This window comes from Streptomyces sp. SGAir0957 (assembly GCF_043523415.1).
In genome coordinates this window covers 710213-728519 of record NZ_CP027293.1, presented here as the reverse complement: position 1 = coordinate 728519, position 18307 = coordinate 710213, and the positions used below count along the sequence as shown (strand labels likewise).

The following is an 18307-nucleotide window of genomic DNA, read 5'->3' as shown; positions in this document are numbered from 1 at the left end:
TCCTCCAACGCGTCCAGGAGTAGGACCTCGCGCGCACCAACAGGTGGATCGCGGACGAGGAGCGGCGCGAGACGGAACGCGCGCGCGGAGCGGCGGCCCGGCCACCGGCACCGCAATGGCTCATCGAACGCGGACTCCAGGGCCGCCACGCGGTCTACGTCCATGTCGGCGGCTGCCACATGGCGGGCAAGCGCTCCCGCGCCGCCACCCGGGACCAGGCGCGGCACTCCCTCACCAGCGGCATCGACGCGTGCCCGCACTGCCGGCCCGACACCGCGCTCGGCGTACTGGAGTAGGGGCCGCGGGCCCCGGGGTGCGTGGACCTGGGGCGCGGCCCACCCTGGAGTCGTGGGGGCCGAGCGCATCGCCGCGCAACCGCGTACTCATCCGGGAGGAACCGTGGACCCCGTGAACCCCTTGAAGCCCGTGAACCCTGTGAACCCCGACTTCGCCGACGTCCCCCCGCTCTGTCCCACCTGCGGCAAGCCGATGGTGGAACTGCTGGACGAGAGGTCCTTCGACCCGACCACGGGCCATGTGCATCAGCGCTGGGAGTGCCCGGACGGCCGGCTCGGCACTCACCTGGACTGACCGCGCGGGCCGTCGCCGACGAGCCGTGACGACGTCGGCCTTGTGTCCCTGCGTCAGCTTCGTGTCCCTACGTCAGCCTTGTGACCCTGCCCCGCCGACGCGTACGGCGGTGGTGGCCAGCGTGGTGTAGGGCATCGTGAAGTGGCCTCCCAGCGCGTCGATGGCGGAGCCGACCGCGTCGAGGATCTCGGCCAGTTGCCCGGCGCCGAGCCTGGTGAGGGTGCCGGTGGTCGGGAGCAGAGCGAGCCACTGGTCGCGGGTGTAGGTCCGCTCCCAGTCGAACCGCCACTGCTCCGGTGCGCCGAACCGTCCCGACGCGCGGATCTGGTCCGCGGTCTTCTCGTATCCGGCCTGGTACATCGCCAGCGAACGCCGTGCGGGCTGCGCGCTGAACGGGGAGTCGGGCGCCACCCGGCGCAGGGCGGCCGCGAACGGCTCGGCCACCTCGGCGGGCGGCTCGAAGACGTGCCCGAAAACGGCCAACAAGCCGCCGGGCCGCAGTACTTGAGCGGCTTTCACCGCACCGACGGCCGGATCCACCCAGTGCCACGACTGGGCGGCGATGACGGCGTCGAAAGCGCGTCCGTGGGGCTCCCACGCTTCGAATGTCGCCACCTCGACCCGCACCTCGTGGGCGCGCGCACGCTCGGCCATCCGCGCGTCGGGCTCGACGCCGAGCACGGTGCAGCCGGCGGCCAGAAACTGCCGGGCCGCGATGCCCGTACCGCAGCCGATGTCGAGTACGTACGGCCCCGGGCTCGCGGCGACGACACGGGCCACGAGCTGCGCGGGGTAGCCGGGGCGGGCCTCGTCGTAGCGCTCCGCGTCGGTGCCGAAGGACTCGGCCGTCAGCCGGGCTTCGTGGGGCTGGGCGGGTGCGGGTGCGGGTGCGGGTGTGGGTGCGGGTGCGGATCGGGGTTCGGGTTCGGGGTGCTCCGGCTGCTGCCGGGGTAAAGTGGGCATGCGGTCACTTTAATGGGCGGGTGCCCACCTGTTAATGGGCGGGCGCCCATTCATTGAGCGGCCGGACGGTGGCCCGGACGCGGGACAGGACGATGGCGCCGGACGACAGCCCGGACGAAAGGAACCCCGAGTGCCGACCGGAGTGCACCTTCGCGACGCGCGGCAGCAGCTCTTCGACGCCGCCGAACGCGTCCTGCTGCGCGCGGGCCCGATGGGGCTGACCAGCAGGGCCGTCACCGAGGAGGCCGCCTGCTCCAAGGGCGTCCTGCACCGGCACTTCGCCGACTTCGACACCTTCCTCGCCGAACTCGTCCTCGACCGGGCCGCACGGCTGGAGACCGAGGCGCGGGCGCTGCGCGAGGCCGTGGGCACCGGCACCGTGACCGGCAATCTCACCGGCGCGCTGACCGGCCTGTTCAGCCCCGTCGTCGTCGCGATCATCCCGCTCATCACGTTCCGGGACGAGCTGCGACTGCGCCTGCGGCGGGCGGTGCTGCCTGGGGGGAGCGGCGCGGGTGGCGCGGGTGGTGGGGGTGGTGGGGGTCGTGATGGTGGCGCGGGCGGTGGTGGTGGCTTGGCGATCCTCTCCCAGCTCACCGCCGCGGTCCGCGACTACCTGACCAAGGAGCGCGCGCTCGGCCGCATCGCCGCCGACGCCGACATCGACTCCCTCACCCTGTCCCTCGTCGGCGGTGGCCATCTCCTCTTCGCGGACCGCGACCCCGGCCCGCCGACCGAGGCCGCGGTCGGCAAACTGGTCACGACAGCCCTCGCCGACGCTCTGCGACGCCGTCCTTCCTGACCGCGCGGGGAGGCGCTCGCCCCGAGCCTCATGCAGCCCACGAACCGTCGCGCATGACGACCCTGCCGCGGAGTTCCGGCTCGCCGCGCCAAGCCCGGACCGTCCTCGGGGTCACACGTATGTACAGGTATGCGCTCTCCTCCGTGCGCGGATCCCAGCCGAACTTGTCCGCGAACGCCTCCGCCGCGTCGCCCGGCACCGCGTCGTCCGGGTACCCCTCGGCCTCGCCCTGGAGGAGGACGACGTCGAGGGTGTCCGGCAGCGCCAGGTGTACGCGCGGCTCCGCGCGGATGTTGCGCGCCGTCGCGGAGGTGGCGGTGGTGCACATCCACACTGCTCGGCCGTCCCAGTGGAACCACAGCGGCACGTGATGCGGCCCGTGGTCGGGGTGTGCCGTCGACACCCACATGTCCCGCTCAATGGCGAGCCGCCGCAGGGTGTCGCGGACGCGGTCCGCCGTCCGGCGGCCGACGCTTCCCGCGGTACTCGTGACGGCGTTCGTGGCGTTCGTGGTGTTCGTGGTGTTCATGAGAAGCGACCCTAGCCACGCGGCAGGGACGGGCGCCTGAGGCGCGGGACCTACGCCGGTGACCGACACGCCGCTGCCCCGGTGCGGCGACGGGGTCCGGGGGATCCGTCGTCCGCGGCCGGGGCAGCCTCAGCGGTGCGTAGTGCTCAGACGCGCTCGACCGGGGCACGGTCGGCGGCCGGGCCGCGCAGGGCCGCGACCGTCATCGCCACGACGAGCAGCGCGGCGAGCGCCGCGACGACCGCCGACAGCGCGGGAAGCGGCGACGGAGCACCGTCGGGGCGCAGCGCCGCCGTCAGCGAGTCGAAGCCCAGCCGGTTGTCGACGAGGTGGCCGACGACCAGCGCACCGGCCACCAGGGTGGCCGCGACGGGCACGGACAGCGAGCGGCTCACGCAGAGCGCGATGCCCGCCGCGGCGCAGATGGCGGAGATGCCGATCGCCGCGGAGACGCTGAACGCGGACCCACGCGACCAGTCCATCGGGAAGTGCGCCGCCGCGCAGAGCAGCATCAGCACCCCGGCGGCGCGCCGCGTCCAGACCAGGGGAGTGGCCGGGCCGTGCTCCCTCTTGCGCGCTTCGGGGGCGTCCGACGCCGTCTCGGCCGCGGTGTGCGCGGGCTCGGCGGGCGGGGCGGCCGGCTCGGCGGGGGCGACGGGCGTCGCCTCCACCACGGGCGCGCCGCTGCGGCCGTTGTCGCTCAGGCTGTTGATGAGCTGGAGGAGGTCCTCGACGGACCTGCTGGTGGCGGCGGTGTGCACCGCTTCGGCTCCGGTGCGCGGGTCGTGGGTGGTCGTCGAGAGCAGCCGGACGAGGCGGGTGACCTCCGGGATCGGCCGCTCCTGGGTGGCGTGCCGGATCGCCTCGTCCATGTGGTCGGCGGGGTACTCGGGCGGGCCGAGCAGCTCGACGAGGCGGGTGACGTCGTCCACGGGCCGGGCGACGGCGGCGAGGCGCATGACGGACGCGGCGGTCTGTGCGCCCTCGGGCGTCTGCTCCAGGCGGGACACCAGGTCGGCGATGTCGTCGAGGGGCCGCGACACGACGGCGATGCGCAGAAGCCGCTCCACGGCTTCGTTGTCGGCGTCCGAGGTGTCCGGCGCCGGCCCGACGGGCATCTGATCGGCCGCCGTCTGATCGGCCGACATGTGCTGCGCCGACACCTGCTCTGCCGAGACATGCTCCGCCGACACATGCTCCGCAGACACGTACTCGGCGGGCATCTGCCCGGCCGTCATCTGATCCGCCGCCACCTGATCCGCCGCCACCTGATCGGCCGTCACCTGATCCGCCGCAGGCGCCGCGCTCTCCTGAGGGACACCCGTGCCGGGCGCCGGGGGATACGGCGGTGCGGCGACCGGAGGCGCACCGGCGTCCGCCGCCCACGCCGGCGGGGCGCTGACCGGGCGGACGTGCGTTCCCTGCGGCATCGGCGCCGGCGGAGCGGCGGGCGGAGGTGGGGCGGCGACTTGTGCGGTGCCCCAGTGGACGGGCGTCGAGACCAGGGGGTCGCCGGTCCCGGATGTACCGGGCTCGGCGGAATATGACTCAGTGGCCATCTTCGCTTCTCCATTCCAGCGGGCTTCCTCGCCCCGCGCATGAGCGTTATCCCGTTGTATGCACCCTTCATTCACCCCGCCACCGGAACGGCCGGTTGGTGGTACGTACTGCATCCCTTGGGGGACACGTCGGCGAGACGCCGCGTGGAAATCAGTCCTCGACCGCCACGCGCACCGTCCTGACCTCGGTGTCGGCCGCGTCCGGCACGACCATGCCGGCGTCCACGCCCTCGCGCAGGTACCGCAGGACGTCCTGGTCGAGGCGCTCGCCGGGGAGCGCGGCCGGGATGCCGGGCGGGTAGGGCGTGAGCATCTCCGCGGTGACGCGCCCCGCGGCCTTCTCCCACGGCACCTGCTCGACCTGTCCGAAGTAGGCGTCGCGGGGGAGCATGACCTGCTCCAGGCGGAGCGAGGCGGGATCGGGCACGTGCATCCGCTCGGCGGGGCGCAGTTCGTCCGCGTGGGTGGCGACGTCGAGCAGCGCGGCGATCAGCTTCTCCGTGCTCTCGGTGTCGTCCGCGTGGGTGAGCTGGGCGCTGGTGCGCCGGTGGTCGGAGAGGTGCATGTTGACGCGGTGGCGCTCGCGCAGCCGGTCGGCGATCCGGTAGCCCGTGGTGCCCAGACCGGTGATGTCGACGGTGATCTGGAGCGGGTCGAGGTCGTACGCGCGGCCGGGCCCGCAGAAGTCGTCGCGGCCGTGGACGTGCATGCCCTGGATGTCGCCGACGCGGGCCCGCACCGTGCCGGCGAGGGCGAGCGTGTCGTCGTAGAGCGCGCGGCCGTGCTCCACCATCTGGCGGCGCCAGCCGTCGAGCGCCGCGTACAGGAGTACGGAGGGGCTGGTGGTGCCGAGGAGGTCCTCGCGGCTCTTGAGCACCTCGGGTTCGATCAGGTCGCCCTGGAGGTGGAAGACCGAGCCCTGTTCGAGCCCCGAGCCCATCTTGTGCACGGAGGTGACGCACACGTCGGCGCCCGCGTCCATGGCCCAGGTCGGCAGGTCCGGGTGGAAGGGCAGGTGGGCGCCCCACGCCTCGTCGACGATGAGCGGCACCCCGCGCTCGTGGCAGGCCTCCGCGATGGCGGCGAGGTCGGAGCAGGTTCCGTACGGCGTCGGCGTGGTGACCAGGGCACCGCGCGCGTCGGGGTGCTCGGCGAGTGCGGCGCGGAAGGCGTCGGCCGACGGCGGGTGGGCGAGGTGGAGGTCCGCGTCCCACGTGGGGTCGACCCAGATCGGCACGATGCCCGCGAGGACGAGACCGGAGACCACGGACTTGTGCGCGTCCCGCCCGACCAGGAGTTTCTCGTACGGGCCCGCGACGGCCAGCATGGCTGCCTTGACCGAGAGGGAGCTGCCGCAGGTGGAGAAGAAGGTGTGGTCGGCGCCGACGGCGTCGGCCATCAGCTCCTGGGCCTTGCCGAGCACCCCTTTGGAGGACCTGCGGTCGTCCAGGCCGCTGAAGGCGAGGATGTCCGAGCGGAACACGTCGTCCCCGAGAGCCGCGCGGACACGGGGGTCGGCACCGCGCCCCTGCTTGTGGCCGGGCGGCGTGAAGGGGGTCTGGCCCTCGGCGTGGTACGCGGTCAGCGCTTCGAGCACGGGTGCCTGTGAGTGGTCCATGGCATCCCGGATTCCCCGCCTGATCTGGGCAAAAACCCCACGGATCCCGGACGGCGCACCGGCCGAACATGTCCGATTAATCACTTTGGTCCACGGGTACCCGTAGCCCATGATCACGGTTGGGGTCGAGGAAGAGTACCTGCTGCTCGATCCGGAGACCTGCCTCCCGGTCCCGGCCGCGGACGAGGTGCGGGCGCTGGCCGGACTCGGGCCCATGACCCAGGACGGCGAGGTGCAGGCGGAGCTGCTGCAGGCTCAGGTCGAGGTCGCCACGCCCGTCTGCACCGAGCTTGACGAGGTCGGCGGTCATCTGCTGCGGCTGCGCCACGCGCTCGGCACGGCGGCCGAGAAGCACGGCTGCCGCCTCGCCGCCACCGGCGTCGCGCCCTTCCGCACGGGCACACCCGAACCGGTGACGCGCCATGCCCGCTACCTGGCCCTGCGCAACCAGGCCCCGCAGCTCGTCGCCGAGCAGCTCGTCAACGGCGCGCACGTGCACGCGGCCGTGCCCGACAAAGAGACCGGCGTCGCCGTCCTGAACCGCGTCAGGGTGTGGCTGCCGGTCCTCGTCGCCATGTCCGCGAACTCACCCTTCTGGGACGGCAAGGACACCGGCTTCGCGAGCTGGCGCACCGTGATGTTCGGCCGCTGGCCCGTCAGCGGACCCCCGCCCCGCTTCACCTCCCTCGACGACCACGACAGCCGCGTCCTGGCGCTCCTGGAGACCGGCGCCATCAGGGACACCGGCCAGCTCTACTGGCAGGCACGCCTCTCCGAGCGCTACCCGACCATCGAGGTCCGCTGCACCGACGTGCAGCTGCGCGCCGACGCGGCGGTCATGTTCGCCGGACTCGTCCGCGCCCTCGTCGCCACCGCCCTCCGCGAGCACGAGGCGGGCGCCCCGGTCCCGGAGTGCCCGCACGAACTCCTCCAGGCCATGAACTGGCACGCCGCGCGGCACGGTCTGAGCGGCCGCCTGATGGACCCGGCCGGCCGCTCGCGCAAGGCGGGCGACGTCCTGTGCATGCTGCTCGACCACCTCGCCCCGGCCCTGGACGAAGCCGGCGACACCCGCGAGGTGACCTCACTGGTGCACCGGCTCCTCCAGGAAGGGACCCCGGCCGACCGTCAGCGCCGCGCCCTGACCGAGGGCGGCCTGCGCGGGCTGACGGAACTGATCACCGCCGAGACCGCGGCGACCTGAGCCGGGGCCGGGGCGCCGACCGCGGCGGCCCTAGCGCAGATGCCGGGCGAAGAACCGGGCCGCCGCGTCCCCCTCGTACGGGGGGACGCCGGTGTGCCCGCCCATGTTGGCGTGCAGCCCCTTCTCGGTGGAGCCGAAGGCGTCGAAGAGGTCGAGGGCCGCCTGCCGGTCGTTGCCCTCGTCGTCCCACTGCAGCAGGACGTGCAGCGGGATGGTGACCCGCCGCGCCTCGTCGAACGTGGCCCGGGGCACGAAGCTCCCCGCGAACAGGGCGGCGGCCGCGATGCGCGGTTCGACCGCCGCGAGCCGTACGCCGAGGGAGATGACGCCGCCCGAGTATCCGACCGGGCCGCCGAGTTCCGGCAGCGACAGGAGCGCGTCGAGGGCGCTCTGCCACTCCGGGACCGCCCGGTCGGCGAGCGGGAGGACGAGGGCGTCGATGATCTCGTCGGTGACCGGTTCGCCCGCCGTCAGCGCCCGGCGCAGTGCGGCGCGGGCCTCCTCGGCCGCGGGCCACCGCGGCCGCTCCCCGCAGCCCGGAAGCTCGATCGCGGCGGAGGCGAAACCGTCGGCCGCGGAGCGCCGGGCGCGGGCCGCGAGGCGGGGGTGCATCGCGGGCAGGCCGAGCGCCGGGTGACCGAGCAGGATCAGCGGCACCGGCGTCCGCGGGGACGCCGACGCGGGCGTCCACAGGAAGCCGGGGATCTCCCCGAGGGTGAAGGTGCGTTCGAGGACACCGTCGTCGAGGTGCCGCTCAGAGGTGAAGTCCATGGTCGTGCCTTTCGGGACAGCGCGTGAAGCGGCGCTCCCGGGCGTGACCTATCGCCCGACCGTGACCCCGGAGGGGAGCACCCATGTCGATACAGCGTTCACGGGTACCACCTCCTCGTTCTCTCGCACGGCCGCCCGGAACGTAGCAGGAGCCGCCCCCGCGCGGCAAAGGTTTTTTGTCCGCCGCAGGCCGGGGCACCCGGGGCCCATGGGAGCAGCGCGTGTGGTGCGGTCGATCGAACGGGCGGCGGCGGGCGACGAGGCGGGACTGCCTCATCGGCTGTGCCGGGCGATGTGCGAGAGCCTCGGGATGGACGGGGCCGCGATGTCACTGAATGACCCACACCGAGGCGCGCCAGCTGTTGTGCGCCAGCGGGGACGAGGCGCTGCGCCTTGAGGAGCTGCAGTACGAGTCGGCGGAGGGGCCGTGCATGACGACCTCCGAGACCGGGACACCCGTCGTGTGCGCGGACCCGGGCGAGTATCTGACCGAGTGGCCCATCTTCGGCTCCCGGATGCGCGAGGAACTGCCCCGGGTGGCCCTCGTCCTGGCGCTGCCGCTGATCCCGTCCGGTGCCAGGAAGCCGATCGGCTCCGTGGACGTGCTGCGGCACACCCCGTTGCGCCCCGGCGACCAGCTCATGACGCAGGCCCTCGCGGCGGCCCGGAGCGTCACCGACATCCTGCTGCGCCGCGCCTTACGGCACTTCGGGGGCGCGGACCCCCTGCCGTGGGAGCCGTCCGACGTCATCGACGCCCACTGGGGCAGGGCGAGACAGACGGCGGGACGGCTCGCCGCGCGCCGCAACATCGCCGTCCCGGACGCACTCGCCCTTCTGCGGGCACGCGCCTTCGCCACCGGACGCCCGCTCCCGCAGGTGTGTGCCGAGCTTTTCGACGAACCGAGCGGCTGAGTAAGCCGCCGGACGTCGTAAGCGGAAGCTAATTTTCCGGCAGGGCGGGTACAACACAGCCATGGAGAAAAACGAGTGGGTACTGGCCATCTCTTCGACGGCGGCTTTGCTGATGTGGATTGCGGGCGTCGTAGTCGTCCTCGTCCTGATCGGCGCGTTTATCCTGGGGCGCCGTATTCAGAATCGTGAGTCGCGCCGGCCGAGCCCGGAGGAGCAGCCGACCCTGCCCGAGGGCGGCCCCGTCGGCGAGGTGCAGGAGTATCGCGACCCCGATGAGGTGCCGCAGGACGGCCACCGGCTCCTTCCGCACGAACTCAAGGGCGGTTACGGCACGTCGAGCACGCACAAGAGCGCGTCGCAGGATCCCGAGGACCACCGCAAAGGCAACAACAGCAGCTTCGGCAGCGGTGGATTCGGCAGCTGACGAGGAGCGGACGAAGAGCCTTTCCGTACGGAAAGGCAGCCCCGGGGACCCACGCAATTCATCCGGACGACGCCCCTTCACCGGCCCCGACCCGAAAAATTCGGGCTCGGGGCCGACGCGTTCCCAGAAATTGCGGCCCTCTTCTCAGGGGCGCCGCCACGCGTCACTGTGCAGGTGGGAACCGGCCTGCGGGCCCATCCGGAGCATCCCGCCGTCGGCCACATAGGACGAGCCGGTCACGTACGAGGCCTCGGGGCCCGCGAGGAACGCGACGACGGCGGCGATCTCCCGCGCGTCACCGGGCCGGCCCAGCGGGATGCCGGGGCGGCTCACGCCGTGCACGTCGACGTCCTCCTGGCCGGTCATGGGCGTGGCGATCTCGCCGGGCGCGACGGCGTTGACGGTGATGCCGTGCTCCGCCAGTTCCAGCGCCATCACCTGTGTCAGCAGCCCGAGCCCGGCCTTGGCGGCGCAGTACGGGGCCGCGCCGACCCGGGGCTGGTGCTCGTGCACCGAGGTCACGTTCACGATGCGTCCGCCGCCGCCCTGCCGGATCATGCGGCGCGCGGCGTGCTGGCCGCACAGGAACGGGCCGACGAGGTCCACGTCGAGCACGCGCGTCACGTCCTCGTGCCTCAGGTCGAGGTAGGGCGTCGCCGTGCCCGTACCGGCGTTGTTGACGAGGACGTCGAGCCTGCCGAGTTCCTCCGCGAGGTCGTCGACCACCGTCGCGGCGTCCGGCAGCCGGGTCAGGTCCATCCGGGCGACGGCCGCGCGGCGTCCATGACCGCGTACCTCCTCCGCCGTCCGCTCGGCGCCTTCCCGGTCGCCGTGCCAGGTGATGCCGATGTCCATCCCGGTTGCGGCGAGCCGGACGGCGGTGGCCCGGCCGATGCCGGAGTCCGCGCCGGTGACGACGGCCACTCGACCGGTGGAAGCGGTGGGGGCGGTCATGGGGGCTCCTCACGTACGACGTCGCCGCGCCCGGACCGGGCGGCGTGCACTCGCGGGTGCCCGCGGACACCCGCGCCCACCGTGCCGCGTACCCGCGGATCGTGGCGGGACCGGAGGTGAGCCCTGGCGTGTCGTGGGAACTCGGGACGCATGAGCCCTTCCCAGCCACCGACCCCGAACCCCAGCCCGGATCCGGACCCCCGGACCTCCACGGGGATCGAACCCGGCGGGAGCGTGCCGCCGGGGGAGACCCCGCCCGCCGAGAGCAGCATGCCGGGGGCGGGGCCCCAGGAGACGCACAACCCGACGAAGGGGTGGGCGAAGGGCCCCTTGACGGCGATCATCGCCGTGGTGGTGCTGGTCGCGGCGTTCTTCCTCGTCTACGCGCTGGTCCTGCTGCTGTGACGCCGTCCCGAGCAGGTAGCTTTGTCTCCTTGCGATGCCGCAGTCGTCCCAGGGGAAATCGTGCCGGAGATCAGTGACAGGACAGCAGCAGGACGCCTCAGGGTCACCACCACGACCCGGGGCGACGCCCGCGTCATCTCGGTGAGCGGGGAGATCGACCACGAGACGGGCCCGCCGCTGCGCGAAGCCGCCGTGGAGGCCCTCGCGGGCCGCGTCCCGCACCTCGTCGTGGACCTGACCGCCGTGACCTTCATGGACTCCGCGGGCCTCAACATCCTGCTGCGCGCACACCGCAGGGCCGTCGACGCCGGGGGCCGGCTGCGGCTGGCCGGGGTCGGCACCAATGTGCTGCGCATCCTGCAGATCGTGGGCATCGACGGGGTCATCGACCTCTACCCGGACGTCGAGGCCGCCCTCGCCTGAGCGCGGCGGGGCCCGGGAGGAGCGATGGTGAGCGGAGCGGGCGGACCGGCATCGTCCCGGGGTGCCCCGGGTGCCCCGTCGTCGTGGGGTGTCTCCGAGCAGAGCCGGCTGTACTGGCGCCAGGCCGGGAGCCGCGCCGTGACCCTGCGCCGATGGGCGCGGGACCGGCGCGCGCACGCGGTCCTCATGCGGGCCCGGACCCTGGAGATGCGCGAGGCCGCGCGGACCATGCTCGGTGGCCCCATGGGACCCGTCATCGACACGGCCGGGGCGAGTGCGCCGTGGACCGGGCCCTCCGTCATGGTCGAGCAGGCGGCCTGGGTCCTGATGGGGCGTCTCGGCTGCTCCCCGGAGGAGGCGCTCGGGGTGCTGCGCGAGCGCGGCGCCCGGGACAACCGGACCTTGGAGCACGTCGCCCGGGACGTCCTCGCCGACCACGAGACAAAGCGCGCGCCAGGTAGCGCCGAACCGGGCCGCCCGGATCAGGAGCCGGGCACCGGCCCGGAGCGCTGAGCCGGTCGGGCGGTCCGGACGACCGGGGACGCGCAAGCTGGTCGGGCGGTCTGGGCGACCGGGGGCGGGCAAGCTGGGCGGGCGCTCCGGACGACCGGGGACGAGCAAGCTGGTGGGGCCGCGACCACGGGCCGGGCCCCACACCTAGTCTCCCACTCTTGCCGGGTTACGCCAGAGGTGTGACGTACGTGCCCGGGTACGAGTCGGTGTCCGCGCCGTATGTCGCCGTGGTGTGGAGCAGCACACGGAAGTGATCGGCGCTGCGGCTGAAGCGGACGACCTTCTCCCCGGGCGGGAAGTCCACGCCCGCGTGGAAGCAGAGTGTGAGCAGGGTCTGCTGGAGCTGGTGCAGCAAGGAGGCGGGGAGCGGCAGGGCCGGTCGGTCGGAGTAGTCCTGGCGCGCCTGCTCAAGCGCGCTGAGCAGGGACCGGGAGTCCGCGCAGTCCTTGCTGCGCCCGTACTCGAGAAGCTCGCACGCCTCGGTGATCAGATCGGCCGGCGCGGGGATGAGGTCAGCGTTGCTGGTCATGGCATACGGCTAACCCATCGCACGGGGCGCCGCAACAGCACACGTGTCCCGAGATGCGGTGACACGTACGTGTGGCGATGCTCGACATACGGCGGACAGCGCCGCGCACCGCACGGCGGTGCGGGCGAGCTGTGCCCTCCCCCTCCGGTGGTTGTTTGCCGACGGAGGCGCAGGGCAGCCGGGTTCAGAGTGCTTGGGACAACAGGCGCATTGCGGGATCGGCCGATCCGGATGCCTGTCGTCACGGGGTGCCGCTTCCCGCGGTCACATCACCCCGTACGAATGGAGCACCCGATGGCCGTGCGCCGTCCCCACACCGACGCTCCCGACACCGCGGCAGCCTTCGTCCGGCTGGTCGCCGCGCCCGCTGGACGAGAGCGGGAACTGCTGGTCGAAGAGCTGGTGACAGCCTGGCTGCCGATGGCCCACCGGATCGCCGTCAAGTTCAAGGACCGCGGCGAGAACCTGGAGGACCTCCAGCAGGTCGCCGCGATGGGCCTGGTGAAGGCGATCGAGCGCTACGACCCCGCGCAGGGCGCCTTCGAGGCGTACGCCGTTCCGACGATCACCGGGGAGATACGCCGCCACTTCCGCGACCACGGCTGGGACGTCCGCGTCCCGCGCCGGGTCCAGGAACTGCGCAACAAGGTCCGGGTCGCCCGCCGGGACATCCTCGACCAGCCCGGCCGCACCCGTGAGCCCGCCCTGGAGGAGATCGCCGCCGGCGCGCAGCTGACGCTGGAGGAGGTACGCGCGGGGATGGAGGCGCTCGACAGCTACCGTGCCCTGTCCCTGGACGCCGCGACCGCCTCCGGCCAGGAGCAGGGGGACGCGTTCAGCCTGGCCGACACTTTGGGCGGCGAGGAGGCCGCGTACGACCGCATCGACGCGCGCGAGGCCGCCAAGGCGGGGCTGCGCGCCCTGCCCGAGCGGGAACGCCACATCCTGTACCTGCGCTACTTCGAGGACATGACGCAGGCCCGTATCGCCGAGAAGATCGGCGTCTCGCAGATGCAGATCTCCCGCCTGATCAACCACAGTTGTGCCCGCGTCCGCGACCGGGCCGCCGCCTAGCGCGCGGGCGGTGGGCCCGCACCCGGCACCTGGCGAAAGGAGAGCGGATGAGCACCCGGGGCACGTACGACAGCAGCCACATCACCCAGTGGCTCCTGGACATGGAGTCGCTGGAGGACTTCCTGCAGACGCTGACCGACGCCGCCCTCGCACTGGCCCCTTGCGAGGGCATCGGGGTGACGCTGGAAGGCCACGGCAGGCCGACGACCGTGGTCAGCGTCGGGACCGTGGCGGCGAAGCTCGACGAGAAGCAGTACGGGCAGGACGACGGCCCCTGCCTGCAGTCCCTGCGCAGCGGCGAGGAGGTGGCCGTCCACGACATGCTGCACGAGCACCGCTGGGGCGACTACCCGGCCTACGCCGTCTCCTGCGGCATCCGCTCGTCCCTGTCGCTCCCGATCGCCGCCCACACCGACACCGCGGGCGCGCTCAACCTGTACGCCGCCCCGCCCGACGGGCTCGCCGACGCCGACCTCGGCGCCCTGCGCTCCCTCGCCGCCCAGGCCACCGGCGGGATCGCCCTGGCACAGCGCTTCACCGACGCCCAGCAGTTCGCCGACCAGATGCAGCACGCGATGCGCTCGCGCGGCGTCATCGACCAGGCGCTCGGCATCATCATGGGCCAGCGCCACTGCACCGCGGACGAGGCGTTCGGCATCCTGCGCTCCGCCTCCCAGCACCGCAACATCAAACTCCGGGACCTGTGCACCCAACTGGTCACCAACGTCACCGGCCGCCCGCCCACGGAACCCGAACTGCGGGGCCGGCCCTGAAGGGCGCGCCGTTCGCCCGGCCGGCCGCGCACGGACGCGGCGGTGCGGGTGAAGCCGCCCACCTCACGGGCTTGGCCCGGGGCGCGGCGGTTACTCGTAGACCATGACGGAAACACGGCCACTCGCCCTGATCACCGGCGCGTCCAGCGGAATCGGCCTCGCACTGGCCGCGCAGTTCGCGCGGCACGGTTACGACCTCGTGGTGAACGCCGAGGACGAACGGCTCGAGTCCGCGGCCCGGGACCTGCGGGCGAGCGGCGCCGAGGTACACGTCGTCCGCGCCGATCTCCGCACCTCCGAGGGGCGCTACCGGCTCCTCGACGCGCTCGGCGAGCTGACGGTCGACGTGGCTGTGCTCAACGCCGGAGTGGGACAGGGCGGCGCCTTCGTCGACACCGACCTCGCCGACGACCAGGCGGTCATCGACCTGAACGTCACCGCGAACGTCCGCCTCGCCAAGACGCTGCTGCGGGCCATGGTGGCGCGCGGCACCGGCCGCATCGCCTTCACCTCGTCCGTCGCCGCGACGGTGCCCGGCTCGTTCCAGCCCGTCTACAACGCGTCCAAGTCGTTCGTGCAGTCCTTCGCCCAGGCGCTGGCGGAGGAGGTGAAGGACACCGGCGTGACGGTCACCTCGTTCATGCCGGGCCCGACGGAGACGGACTTCTTCCGCAGGGCGGGCATGGCGGACGACACCCGGATGGGCGCCATGAGGAAGGACGACCCCGCGCAGGTGGCGGCGCAGGCGTACGAGGCGATCGTGAAGGGCGAGCGGAAGGTCGTCACCGGCTCGCTCCTGACCAGGGCGCAGGAACTGGCGGGGAAGGTGGTGCCCGACGGGGTCAAGTCCGCGGCCCACCGGCGGATGGCGCAGCCGGGCACCGGTCCCGGGGACGGAAGCGGGCCGAAGGGGTAGGACGCCACCGCTGCCCGGGGAGGCACTGACGTCGTCCAGGTGCTCACACGCCGAACGTTTCGGACGGCGCACAGGTGTCACTCGGGTCGCAGCACGTGTCTCGGACCACGACCGATACGTGTCTCGATCCGCAGGTGACGCAAGGAGGAAGCCATGTCGAATCCGCAACAGCCCGAACTGCGGCGCAGCGACAAGGGAGCGGGCACGCCGCAGGACAGTGAAGCCCGTAAGGCGGCACAGCCCACCGCGGTGAACGGCGGCCACGCACACGGTACGGACCGCGGCGGAAAGGGCGGTGGCAAGGGCGGCGGCACGCCTCCCGAGCAGCAGCCGGACCACCCCGCCTGAGCGCCCGCGACGGCGTCCGCCAGGTAGGTCGCGACGGCGCCCGCGACGTCGGTCGCACCTCTCTACCGCCAACCCCGGTTGTTCATAGAGTTCCTACACTGGCCGGGTGGAAGACATCGATGCGATCGCGGCCCTGCAGGATCCGGTGCGCCGTCGCCTGTACGAGTACGTGGTGGAGCAGGGCCGCGAGGTGGGCCGCAACGAGGCGGCCGAGGCGGCCGGAGTGGCGCGGACCCTGGCCGCGCACCACTTGGACAAGCTCACCGACGTCGGCCTGCTGGACAGCGGCAGCCGCCGCCTGACCGGCCGGACGGGACCCGGTGCGGGCCGCCCCGCCAAGGTCTACTCGCCCGCCCGCGCCGAACGGTCCGTGTCGCTGCCCGCCCGCGACTACCGCACCGCCGCCGAACTGCTCGCGGAAGCCGCCGAGCAGGCGGGCCTCGACACCCGGCTGTTCGAGACGGCCCGCAGGCGGGGCGAGGCCGACCGGGGCTCCGCAAGGCCCTGCGCCAACGTGCACGAGGCAGTGGATGTGCTGGCCGCCCGTGGCTACGCCCCGCACCTGGAATCCCCCGACGCGGGCGACGGGGAGGGTGCCACGGAGGGCGACAGGAAGGGTGACGGCGCGGGCCTGCGCGTCGTGCGGATGCGCAACTGCCCCTTCCACGTGGTCGCGGAGCGCTTCCCGCCCCTCGTCTGCGGCATGAACCTGGCGCTGCTGGAAGGGCTGATCGGCGACGGTCCGGTGAGGGCGCGGATGGACGCCCGGCCGGGGGAGTGCTGCGTGGTCCTCGAAGACTCCGGAGGGGTCCTCGAAGGGTCCGGAGGGGTCCTCGAAGGGTCCGGTGGCGACGACGCTTCTAAAAACAACCTTCATTGACATAGAAAAGCCTCCGTGCTGGGATGGCGCCATGACCTCACCCCGACGCGCCTTCCAGCTGGCCGAGTTGAACGTCGTCACCCTTCGCCATGCCTTCGACGACCCGCACATGGCGGAGTTCGTCGCACAGCTCGACCCGATCAACGCCGATGCCGACGCCGCGCCCGGCTTCGTGTGGCGGCTCGTGGCCGACGGGGCCAACGACGCGACCGGTCTGCGCCCGGCGGGCGAGGACGTCGTCGTGAACCTCTCGGTGTGGGAGAGCCAGGAGGCGCTGTGGGACTTCACCTACCGCAGCGGACACCTGGAGGTGATGCGGCGCAGACGCGAATGGTTCGACCGGCACGTGCAGGCGCACCTGGTGCTCTGGTGGGTCCCGGCCGGGCACATCCCCACCGTCGAGGAGGCCCTGGAGCGGCTGACGACACTGCGGGCCGACCCCCGCGGCTTTCACCTTCGCCTCCTCCTACTCGGCGGAGGAGGCCGACGGCCCGCTCCGGGTGGGGTAGGCGCCTTGCGTGCCGGGCGTCGGGGCGCAGGCGGGGGTTTGCAGGCAGGCTCTCAGCGGCCCGTGGCCAGGTTCGCGCCGCCCGTGCAGTCCAGGACCACGCCGGTGATAAAGCCGTTCGTGGCAAGGGAGTTGATGGCCGCCGCGACCTCCTCGGGCGCGCCGACGCGGCCCACGGGAGTGGTTTTCGCGAGACCCGCGAAGAGTTCCTCGCGCTGCGCGGCCGGGACGCGGCTCCACCAGGGGGTGTCGATGACGCCGGGGGAGACGGCGTTGACACGGCGCGGGGCGAGTTCGACGGCGAGCGGGGGGACCATCGCCTCCAGGGCACCGTTGATCGCGGCCAGGCCGGCGGTGCCGGGGAAGGCGGCGCGGGCCGAGGCGGCCGTGATGAAGGTGACGGAGGCGCGCTCGGTCAGGTGAGGTAACGCCGCCTGCAGTACGCGGAGTTGGGGCCAGAACTTCGCGTCGAAGCCGTGTGCCAGCCCGGCCAGGTCCAGCGAGGCGAACGGGCCGCTGCCCGCCGCGCCGCTGACCGCGATGACCAGGTGGTCGATGGGGGCGGTGGTGGCGAAGAACGCCTCGATGTCCGTCTGCGCGGTGGCGTCCATGCGGTACGTGGTCGTCTTGCCGCCGATCCGGGCCGCGGCCTCGTCGAGCTTCGTCCGGTCGCGTCCGGTGATCGTGACCTCGGCGCCGCCGCGGGCGAAGAGGGCGGCGGTGGCTTCGCCGATGCCGGAGCTGCCGCCCATGACGACGGCGTGAGCGGTGGTGGAAGGTGCTGCGGTTTCCATGGTGAGCCCGTCTTCTTCTTGTGGTGTGTGGTGTGTGGGTGTGTCGGTGTGGGCGGAAAGGCGTGAAGGCTCTCCGCCTCCCCTCTTTGTCGAGACCGTCGGTCTCGGTAAGATGAGTGTTGCCGAGACCGGTAGTCTCGTCAAGGGGTTCGGGTTCACGAGCGACGAAGAAGGTCAGGTGACGGTGATGAGTGCCGAACGCGCCCACACGGGACGCCGCCGCAATGAAGAGGCCCGCCGGGCCGTCCTCGACACGGCATTGCGGCTGATCGCGGACGCGGACGGCGCGTCCGTCGGCGTCGACGCCATCGCGCGGGAGGCGGGTGTCGGCAAGCAGACGCTCTACCGGTGGTGGCCCTCGAAGGGTGCGGTGCTGCTCGACGCGCTGACCGACCGCGCGGAGCGAGCCGTGCCCGTGCCGGACTCCGGCTCCCTGAGCGCGGATCTGCGGGCTCTCATCACGTCGACGTTCGCGGAGGCGCAGGCGGCGCCGGTCGGCCCGGCCCTGCGGACCCTGGCCCAGGAGGCCGCCCGCGACCCCCATCTGGCCGATCTGATGCGGGAGTTCACCCAAGCGCGCCGGGCCGCACTGCGCGAGGTGCTCGCGCGCGGGCGGGAGCGGGGCGAGTTGACGCCGGACAGCGACCTCGACCTGATGGTGGATCAGGTCTACGGGGTCTTCTGGTACCGCTTCCTGCTCGGCCACGCACCACTGGGCGAACGGGAGGCCGTGCGGCTTGCCGACTCCCTCGTACCGCCTGAGTAGACCGGCCTGCCTAGACCGTCTGCTTAGACCCGCCTGAGCAGACCCGCCT

At 72.7% G+C, this 18307-nt stretch carries 23 protein-coding genes and 1 pseudogene; 16 read left to right on the top strand and 8 right to left on the bottom strand.

Annotation, left to right across the window (positions count from 1 at the left end; translation table 11 throughout):
- The first annotated feature begins 47 nt into the window (after positions 1-47).
- Together C1N81_RS08445 and C1N81_RS08440 are read left to right on the top strand one after the other, a co-directional pair.
- On the top strand, positions 48-296 hold the full coding sequence (locus tag C1N81_RS08445) for a DUF6233 domain-containing protein (RefSeq protein ID WP_394437804.1): 249 nt from the start codon (positions 48-50) through the stop codon (positions 294-296).
- 112 nt (positions 297-408) lie between these two features.
- Positions 409-591: a hypothetical protein gene (locus C1N81_RS08440; protein WP_394428088.1), complete on the top strand. Its 183-nt coding sequence runs from the start codon at positions 409-411 to the stop codon at positions 589-591.
- 72 nt (positions 592-663) lie between these two features.
- Here the strand turns inward: C1N81_RS08440 and C1N81_RS08435 are convergent, their stop codons facing one another.
- Complete coding sequence (locus C1N81_RS08435) at positions 664-1554, bottom strand: class I SAM-dependent methyltransferase (protein ID WP_394428086.1); 891 nt, start codon at positions 1552-1554, stop codon at positions 664-666.
- Between the two features lie 130 nt (positions 1555-1684).
- Here C1N81_RS08435 and C1N81_RS08430 point away from each other — a divergent pair, with 130 nt between their 5' ends.
- Positions 1685-2356: a TetR/AcrR family transcriptional regulator gene (locus C1N81_RS08430; RefSeq protein WP_394428085.1), complete on the top strand. Its 672-nt coding sequence runs from the start codon at positions 1685-1687 to the stop codon at positions 2354-2356.
- A gap of 28 nt (positions 2357-2384) precedes the next feature.
- Here C1N81_RS08430 and C1N81_RS08425 read toward each other — a convergent pair whose 3' ends face one another.
- From C1N81_RS08425 to C1N81_RS08415, 3 genes are all read right to left on the bottom strand, one after another.
- Complete coding sequence (locus C1N81_RS08425; RefSeq protein ID WP_394428084.1) at positions 2385-2885, bottom strand: pyridoxamine 5'-phosphate oxidase family protein; 501 nt, start codon at positions 2883-2885, stop codon at positions 2385-2387.
- A gap of 146 nt (positions 2886-3031) precedes the next feature.
- Positions 3032-4444, bottom strand: a complete 1413-nt coding sequence (locus tag C1N81_RS08420) for a hypothetical protein (protein WP_394428082.1) — start codon at positions 4442-4444, stop codon at positions 3032-3034.
- Between the two features lie 151 nt (positions 4445-4595).
- Positions 4596-6062 (bottom strand): aminotransferase class I/II-fold pyridoxal phosphate-dependent enzyme, encoded by a 1467-nt coding sequence (locus C1N81_RS08415; RefSeq protein WP_394428081.1) that lies wholly within the window; start codon positions 6060-6062, stop codon positions 4596-4598.
- A 109-nt stretch (positions 6063-6171) separates the two neighbouring features.
- On the opposite strand from C1N81_RS08415, the gene C1N81_RS08410 reads away from it, so the two are divergent.
- A complete protein-coding gene (locus tag C1N81_RS08410; RefSeq protein WP_394428080.1) occupies positions 6172-7266 on the top strand; it encodes a carboxylate-amine ligase in 1095 nt (364 codons plus the stop codon).
- 30 nt (positions 7267-7296) lie between these two features.
- Here C1N81_RS08410 and C1N81_RS08405 read toward each other — a convergent pair whose 3' ends face one another.
- Entirely contained in the window at positions 7297-8037 is a 741-nt protein-coding gene (locus C1N81_RS08405) for a dienelactone hydrolase family protein (protein ID WP_394428079.1), read from the bottom strand.
- A gap of 335 nt (positions 8038-8372) precedes the next feature.
- Between C1N81_RS08405 and C1N81_RS08400 the strand changes: the two genes are divergently transcribed.
- On the top strand, positions 8373-8951 hold the full coding sequence (locus C1N81_RS08400; protein WP_394428078.1) for a hypothetical protein: 579 nt from the start codon (positions 8373-8375) through the stop codon (positions 8949-8951).
- 61 nt (positions 8952-9012) lie between these two features.
- Entirely contained in the window at positions 9013-9375 is a 363-nt protein-coding gene (locus C1N81_RS08395) for a DUF6479 family protein (RefSeq protein WP_394428077.1), read from the top strand.
- 144 nt (positions 9376-9519) lie between these two features.
- Here C1N81_RS08395 and C1N81_RS08390 read toward each other — a convergent pair whose 3' ends face one another.
- Positions 9520-10329 (bottom strand): SDR family oxidoreductase, encoded by an 810-nt coding sequence (locus tag C1N81_RS08390; protein ID WP_394428076.1) that lies wholly within the window; start codon positions 10327-10329, stop codon positions 9520-9522.
- Between the two features lie 150 nt (positions 10330-10479).
- Here C1N81_RS08390 and C1N81_RS08385 point away from each other — a divergent pair, with 150 nt between their 5' ends.
- Genes C1N81_RS08385 through C1N81_RS08375 form a run of 3 tightly spaced genes read left to right on the top strand, consistent with a single transcriptional unit; the run spans position 10480 to position 11670 of the window.
- Positions 10480-10734, top strand: coding sequence for a DUF6480 family protein (locus tag C1N81_RS08385; RefSeq protein ID WP_394428075.1), 255 nt, complete (start codon positions 10480-10482; stop codon positions 10732-10734).
- Between the two features lie 60 nt (positions 10735-10794).
- A complete protein-coding gene (locus C1N81_RS08380) occupies positions 10795-11157 on the top strand; it encodes an STAS domain-containing protein (protein WP_394428074.1) in 363 nt (120 codons plus the stop codon).
- 24 nt (positions 11158-11181) lie between these two features.
- Positions 11182-11670, top strand: coding sequence for an ANTAR domain-containing protein (locus tag C1N81_RS08375; RefSeq protein ID WP_394428073.1), 489 nt, complete (start codon positions 11182-11184; stop codon positions 11668-11670).
- A 166-nt stretch (positions 11671-11836) separates the two neighbouring features.
- Here the strand turns inward: C1N81_RS08375 and C1N81_RS08370 are convergent, their stop codons facing one another.
- Positions 11837-12199 carry a hypothetical protein gene (locus C1N81_RS08370; protein WP_394428072.1) on the bottom strand — a complete coding sequence of 121 codons (363 nt, stop codon included), beginning with the start codon at positions 12197-12199 and terminating at the stop codon, positions 11837-11839.
- Between the two features lie 294 nt (positions 12200-12493).
- Here C1N81_RS08370 and C1N81_RS08365 point away from each other — a divergent pair, with 294 nt between their 5' ends.
- The 6 genes and pseudogenes from C1N81_RS08365 to C1N81_RS08340 all read left to right on the top strand — a co-directional run.
- Positions 12494-13273, top strand: coding sequence for a SigB/SigF/SigG family RNA polymerase sigma factor (locus C1N81_RS08365; protein WP_394428071.1), 780 nt, complete (start codon positions 12494-12496; stop codon positions 13271-13273).
- Positions 13274-13320: 47 nt separating this feature from the next.
- Positions 13321-14046, top strand: coding sequence for a GAF and ANTAR domain-containing protein (locus C1N81_RS08360; RefSeq protein WP_394428070.1), 726 nt, complete (start codon positions 13321-13323; stop codon positions 14044-14046).
- A 103-nt stretch (positions 14047-14149) separates the two neighbouring features.
- Entirely contained in the window at positions 14150-14962 is an 813-nt protein-coding gene (locus C1N81_RS08355) for an SDR family NAD(P)-dependent oxidoreductase (RefSeq protein WP_394428069.1), read from the top strand.
- A gap of 153 nt (positions 14963-15115) precedes the next feature.
- The gene (locus tag C1N81_RS08350; protein ID WP_394428068.1) at positions 15116-15310 is read left to right on the top strand and encodes a hypothetical protein; all 195 of its coding nucleotides are present in this window, start codon (positions 15116-15118) and stop codon (positions 15308-15310) included.
- A gap of 106 nt (positions 15311-15416) precedes the next feature.
- The gene (locus C1N81_RS08345) at positions 15417-16190 is read left to right on the top strand and encodes a helix-turn-helix transcriptional regulator (RefSeq protein WP_394428067.1); all 774 of its coding nucleotides are present in this window, start codon (positions 15417-15419) and stop codon (positions 16188-16190) included.
- A 31-nt stretch (positions 16191-16221) separates the two neighbouring features.
- Positions 16222-16569: pseudogene (locus tag C1N81_RS08340) on the top strand (DUF3291 domain-containing protein); the annotation flags it as partial.
- Positions 16570-16751: 182 nt separating this feature from the next.
- On the opposite strand, the gene C1N81_RS08335 reads toward C1N81_RS08340, so the two are convergent.
- Positions 16752-17492, bottom strand: coding sequence for an SDR family oxidoreductase (locus tag C1N81_RS08335; RefSeq protein WP_394428066.1), 741 nt, complete (start codon positions 17490-17492; stop codon positions 16752-16754).
- 187 nt (positions 17493-17679) lie between these two features.
- Between C1N81_RS08335 and C1N81_RS08330 the strand changes: the two genes are divergently transcribed.
- Positions 17680-18258, top strand: coding sequence for a TetR/AcrR family transcriptional regulator (locus C1N81_RS08330; RefSeq protein WP_394428065.1), 579 nt, complete (start codon positions 17680-17682; stop codon positions 18256-18258).
- The last annotated feature ends 49 nt before the right edge of the window (positions 18259-18307 follow it).

What these genes read in the sequence shown, in the direction of transcription:
- C1N81_RS08435 (WP_394428086.1), bottom strand. Translation starts at nt 1,554, where the DNA reads ATGCCCACTTTACCCCGGCAGCAGCCGGAGCACCCCGAACCCGAACCC.
- C1N81_RS08420 (WP_394428082.1), bottom strand. Translation starts at nt 4,444, where the DNA reads ATGGCCACTGAGTCATATTCCGCCGAGCCCGGTACATCCGGGACCGGC.
- C1N81_RS08415 (WP_394428081.1), bottom strand. Translation starts at nt 6,062, where the DNA reads ATGGACCACTCACAGGCACCCGTGCTCGAAGCGCTGACCGCGTACCAC.
- C1N81_RS08395 (WP_394428077.1), top strand. Translation starts at nt 9,013, where the DNA reads ATGGAGAAAAACGAGTGGGTACTGGCCATCTCTTCGACGGCGGCTTTG.
- C1N81_RS08410 (WP_394428080.1), top strand. Translation starts at nt 6,172, where the DNA reads ATGATCACGGTTGGGGTCGAGGAAGAGTACCTGCTGCTCGATCCGGAG.
- C1N81_RS08330 (WP_394428065.1), top strand. Translation starts at nt 17,680, where the DNA reads ATGAGTGCCGAACGCGCCCACACGGGACGCCGCCGCAATGAAGAGGCC.
- C1N81_RS08335 (WP_394428066.1), bottom strand. Translation starts at nt 17,492, where the DNA reads ATGGAAACCGCAGCACCTTCCACCACCGCTCACGCCGTCGTCATGGGC.
- C1N81_RS08425 (WP_394428084.1), bottom strand. Translation starts at nt 2,885, where the DNA reads ATGAACACCACGAACACCACGAACGCCACGAACGCCGTCACGAGTACC.
- C1N81_RS08375 (WP_394428073.1), top strand. Translation starts at nt 11,182, where the DNA reads ATGGTGAGCGGAGCGGGCGGACCGGCATCGTCCCGGGGTGCCCCGGGT.
- C1N81_RS08390 (WP_394428076.1), bottom strand. Translation starts at nt 10,329, where the DNA reads ATGACCGCCCCCACCGCTTCCACCGGTCGAGTGGCCGTCGTCACCGGC.
- C1N81_RS08350 (WP_394428068.1), top strand. Translation starts at nt 15,116, where the DNA reads ATGTCGAATCCGCAACAGCCCGAACTGCGGCGCAGCGACAAGGGAGCG.
- C1N81_RS08355 (WP_394428069.1), top strand. Translation starts at nt 14,150, where the DNA reads ATGACGGAAACACGGCCACTCGCCCTGATCACCGGCGCGTCCAGCGGA.
- C1N81_RS08360 (WP_394428070.1), top strand. Translation starts at nt 13,321, where the DNA reads ATGAGCACCCGGGGCACGTACGACAGCAGCCACATCACCCAGTGGCTC.
- C1N81_RS08405 (WP_394428079.1), bottom strand. Translation starts at nt 8,037, where the DNA reads ATGGACTTCACCTCTGAGCGGCACCTCGACGACGGTGTCCTCGAACGC.
- C1N81_RS08370 (WP_394428072.1), bottom strand. Translation starts at nt 12,199, where the DNA reads ATGACCAGCAACGCTGACCTCATCCCCGCGCCGGCCGATCTGATCACC.
- C1N81_RS08365 (WP_394428071.1), top strand. Translation starts at nt 12,494, where the DNA reads ATGGCCGTGCGCCGTCCCCACACCGACGCTCCCGACACCGCGGCAGCC.
- C1N81_RS08385 (WP_394428075.1), top strand. Translation starts at nt 10,480, where the DNA reads ATGAGCCCTTCCCAGCCACCGACCCCGAACCCCAGCCCGGATCCGGAC.
- C1N81_RS08400 (WP_394428078.1), top strand. Translation starts at nt 8,373, where the DNA reads ATGACCCACACCGAGGCGCGCCAGCTGTTGTGCGCCAGCGGGGACGAG.